Source organism: Streptomyces sp. NPDC004658 (assembly GCF_040609555.1).
Taxonomy (GTDB): domain Bacteria; phylum Actinomycetota; class Actinomycetes; order Streptomycetales; family Streptomycetaceae; genus Streptomyces.
This window is the reverse complement of record NZ_JBEXKG010000317.1, coordinates 1-3,953: the sequence shown is the minus strand read 5'-3', so window position 1 is coordinate 3,953 and position 3,953 is coordinate 1. Positions and strand designations below refer to the sequence as shown.

Annotated in this window: 4 protein-coding genes; 3 read left to right on the top strand and 1 reads right to left on the bottom strand. The window is 74.4% G+C overall.

Annotated features, from left to right (window positions below; translation table 11 throughout):
* Positions 1-223: hypothetical protein (locus tag ABZV94_RS40615; protein ID WP_356349983.1), on the bottom strand; the 223-nt coding region annotated here is incomplete at its 3' end.
* A 25-nt stretch (positions 224-248) separates the two neighbouring features.
* Between ABZV94_RS40615 and ABZV94_RS40610 the strand changes: the two genes are divergently transcribed.
* The 3 genes from ABZV94_RS40610 (at position 249) to ABZV94_RS40600 (ending at position 3,944) form a co-directional block, all read left to right on the top strand.
* Positions 249-1,100 (top strand): NmrA/HSCARG family protein, encoded by an 852-nt coding sequence (locus ABZV94_RS40610; protein WP_356349980.1) that lies wholly within the window; start codon positions 249-251, stop codon positions 1,098-1,100.
* Positions 1,101-1,290: 190 nt separating this feature from the next.
* Positions 1,291-2,355 carry a helix-turn-helix domain-containing protein gene (locus tag ABZV94_RS40605; RefSeq protein WP_356349977.1) on the top strand — a complete coding sequence of 355 codons (1,065 nt, stop codon included), beginning with the start codon at positions 1,291-1,293 and terminating at the stop codon, positions 2,353-2,355.
* A gap of 110 nt (positions 2,356-2,465) precedes the next feature.
* A complete protein-coding gene (locus tag ABZV94_RS40600) occupies positions 2,466-3,944 on the top strand; it encodes an AAA family ATPase (RefSeq protein WP_356349975.1) in 1,479 nt (492 codons plus the stop codon).
* Positions 3,945-3,953 lie beyond the last annotated feature (9 nt).

Below are 3,953 nucleotides of genomic sequence, written 5' to 3'. Positions count from 1 at the left end.
CGACGCGGACGCCGGTGCGGGCCGTGGCCGACTCGTCCACGGGGTAGTTCTCGAACACCACCATGCTGTCGAACAGTGGTTCCCCGGACGGTACGGGTCCCGCGCGCTCCAGGGCCGGAACGTCGACGTGCCGGCCCGGCTTACCGCGCGCCGTGACGCCGGGTACGCCGGCCGGGGTGGAAGGCTGCCAGGGGGCCGGCGTCCTCCGGCCGGCGCCCCACACCGCGTACGAGAGAGGGAGATCTTCGATGACCGACGAACCGCTTCTGGTGCTCGCGGCGACCGGCGGGCAGGGCGGGGCGGTGACCGACGCCCTGCTGGGCCGCGGGGCGCGGGTCCGCGCGCTGGTGCGTGACCCCGGCCGGGGATCCGCACGGGAACTGGCCGAGCGGGGCGTCGAGGTGGTGGCGGGCTCGCTGAGCGACCGCGCGTCGTTGGCCTCGGCGATGCGCGGGGTGGCGGGTGTCTTCGCGTTCACCACTCCCTTCGAGGCCGGGGTCGACGCGGAGGTGGACCAGGGGCGGGCCATCCTCGCCGCCGCGACGGAGCAACGCGTTGCGCACCTCGTCTTCAGTTCGGTGGCGGGAGCCGACCAGGACAGCGGGGTGCCGCATTTCGAGAGCAAGGCGCGCATCGAGGCGGAACTGGCCGCGGGCGACGTGCCGTACACGATCCTCGGGCCGACCTACTTCTTCGACAACGCGCTGGGCGGTGCGGAGCGCATCCTGGACGGCGTCCTCGATCTGCCGCTGCCGCCCGACCGGCCGTTGCAGCAGCTGGCCCGTCCCGACCTCGGCGCGTTCGCGGCGCAGGTGCTGCTCGATCCCGCTCCCTACACCGGGCGGCGCATCGAGCTGGCCGGCGACGCACCCACTCCCGTCCAGATGGCGGCGGCGCTCGGCGCGGCGCTCGGGCGGGAGGTCCGGCACGAGCAGGTCCCGCTGGCGGCGATCGGCAATCCGGACATGCACGCGATGTGGGAGTTCCTGAACGGACCCGGTTACCGTGTCGACATCCCCGCGCTGCACGCCGCCCACCCGGAGGTCCGCTGGACCCGCTTCGCGGACTGGGCGCGGCGCACCTGGGCGGGCGCCCGCTGAACAGGCCTTCCCGTTCCGGAACGGACCGCGGCGCGGCCGCTCCGACCGGCCCGCGGCATGATGCCCGGGGCGGTACGGCTCGGCCCCCTCTGCCGCCTACCGGTGGTCTCATGTGTTCACGCGATGTGATGATCCGGCCCGTCCTGGCACGCTGCGTCTCGCAGAGCGCAGCAGCCGAAGGGCGGAGAACATGTCGTCGGATCCCTCGACACCGGACGCCGGGGCCTCGGGCACCGTCTACACCACGAAGGCGGTCCCCACCCACCGGCGACGGGCGTACTGGCGCGAGGCCCTGTCGCGGACGTTCGGCGCCGTGGACATGCGCGTGTCCGACGAGGTCGACTCCGGCACGATCCGTACGTCGCCGCTGGGCCCGATGCAGACCGTCACCGTGGACGGCGATCCGCAGCGGGCGCGGCGCACCCGGCGGCTCATCGCGGGCAGCGACAACGACGACCACGTGGTGGTGAAACTGCTCTGCCGGGGCACGGCCCGCATCGAGCAGGACGACCGTGAGGCCTACGTGCGGCCGGGCCAGCTCTTCGTCTACGACATGGCGCGGCCCGTCCATCTCACCCTCCCCGAGCGGTTCCGGACCAAGTCGCTGGTCCTCCCCCGGGCGGTCCTGGGTCTGGGCGAGTCCGACCTGCGGCAGCTCACGGCGGCTCCGCTGGGCTCCGAGTCGGCGGTCGGCGGCCTGCTGACGCCGCTCCTGTCCCGGCTCGTGGACAGCGCGGCCACGTATCCGCAGCGGACCGGTGAGCTGATCGCCCGCAACGTGGTGGACCTGGTGCAGACCCTGGCCGAGGAGCGGCTCGGCAGGATGACCGAGGACTCCACGAGCGGGGCCCGGACGCTGCTGGTGCGGATCCGGGTGTACATCGACCGGCACCTCGCGCACCCGGACCTGACCCCGGAGTCCGTCGCCCGGGCACACCACATCTCCGTGCGCTATCTGCACAAGCTGTTCGAGCTCGAGGACATCACCGTCAGCCGGTGGATCCAGCAGCGCCGTCTGGAACACTGCCGTCGCGACCTGTCCCGCCCGGCGTCGGCGGACCTGACCGTCGCCGCCGTGGCGCACCGCTGGGGCTTCACCAGCGCCTCCCACTTCAGCCGGGTGTTCCGGGCCGCCTACGGGGTCCCTCCCGCCGCGTGGCGCGACTCGGCCCGGCGGGAGCGGTCCGCGCTGCTCCTGGGCCGTCCGGCCGCGAACCCCCTTTCGTCGTCCGCCGAACGGGCCGCGTCGGCATGAGCCGGGTCTCGCGCCAGCACCCCCTCACTATGCGCTGAGCTGCCGTTTTTGCCATAGTGGCCCCCGGGGACGCCGGCCTGACCGGCGCGTGCGGACAGGGAGGCACCCAGGTGGCGGGGTCAGGCGGACCGCTGTCGCGCAGCGGTCTGCGCGGCCGGGAGGCCGAGCTGGAAGAGCTGCGGACGCTGATCGACACGGTCGCCCGCACCGGCGGCGGCGCACTCGCCCTGCTCCGCGGGGAACCGGGGATCGGCAAGACGACGCTCCTCACCGAAGCCGTCGCCCGGGCCGAGGCGGCGGGGTTCACCGTCGGGTACGGCAAGGCCGACGAGCTGCACCACCTCGTGCCGCTGTCGTCGTTGGCGACGAGCGTCCTGCACGGCGACCGGCCGCTGCTGTCCGGTGACGCGCTGGTCGACCTCGCGCGCCGGCACGACCAGCGGATCTGGCTGGTGGAGCACCTGGCGGAGGCGATCGAGGAGCGGGCCGGCGACGCGCCGGTGCTGATCGCCCTGGACGACGCGCAGTGGGCCGACCCGCTGAGCCTGTTCGCCCTCAGGCAGCTGCCCGGCCGTCTGCGGACCTCGCCCGTGCTGTGGCTGCTGACCGAGCGGAAGGGCGTCGGCGGTCCGGCGGAGGAGATCGTCGCGGCCGTGCGGGACGAACTTCCGGTCCGCACCCTGTCCTTGGGCCCGCTGTCCGGCGCGGCCATCGGCCAGCTGGCCGGTGACACCCTGGGAGCCGCCGTCGACGAGCGGGTGCGCGACCTGCTGGCCGGAGCGGGCGGGAACCCGTTCCTGGCCGTCGAGATGCTCGCGGGACTGCGGACGGCCGGCTCCTCGTCCGGCCCCGTGCCGCCGGGGCTGGTGGTGGGCGTCCGCGGCAGGCTCGGCTCCCTGCACCCCGACACGCTGCGCTTCCTCCAGATGGGCGCGGTGCTGGGCCGCAGTTTCGGCTTCCACGACGCCGCCGCGCTCTGCGGCCGGCCGTCCGTGGAGCTGCTCCCGGCGCTGGAGGAGGCCGTGCGCGCGGGGCTTCTGGCCGACGACGGCGACCAGGTCGCCTTCCGGCACGACCTGCTGCGCCAGGCGGTGTACGTGGACATCCCGCCGTCGGCGCGGAAGGTGCTGCACAGGGAGGCCGCGGGACGGCTCGTCGCGGCGGGCCACCAGCCGATCGACGTGGTGTCGCACGTCCTCAGGGGCGCCCAGCCGGGAGACGAGGAGGCGGTGGCACTGCTCAGGCGCGCCGCCGCCGACGTGCTGCCGGTCACGCCGGGACTCGCGGCCGACCTGGTGACACGCGCACTGGAACTGGTGCCGGTGGCACGGCCGTCGTGGTTCGCCGCGGGTGAGCAGGCCATCGTGTCCCTGACCCGGGCCGGCCGGAACCGGGAGGCGCTCGCGACCGGGGACCGGCTGCTGGCCGCCCGGCCGCCCCTGGAGACGTTCGGCCGGCTCCAGGCCGCCCTCGGTGGCACGCTGTGGAACCTGGACCTCGCCGCGCCCCAACTCCTGCCGCCCGCAGCCGGATCCCCCCTCCGCAACGGACTCGGCCCCCGGGGTCCGAACAACGGGGGCCGACGATGATGTAAAGTG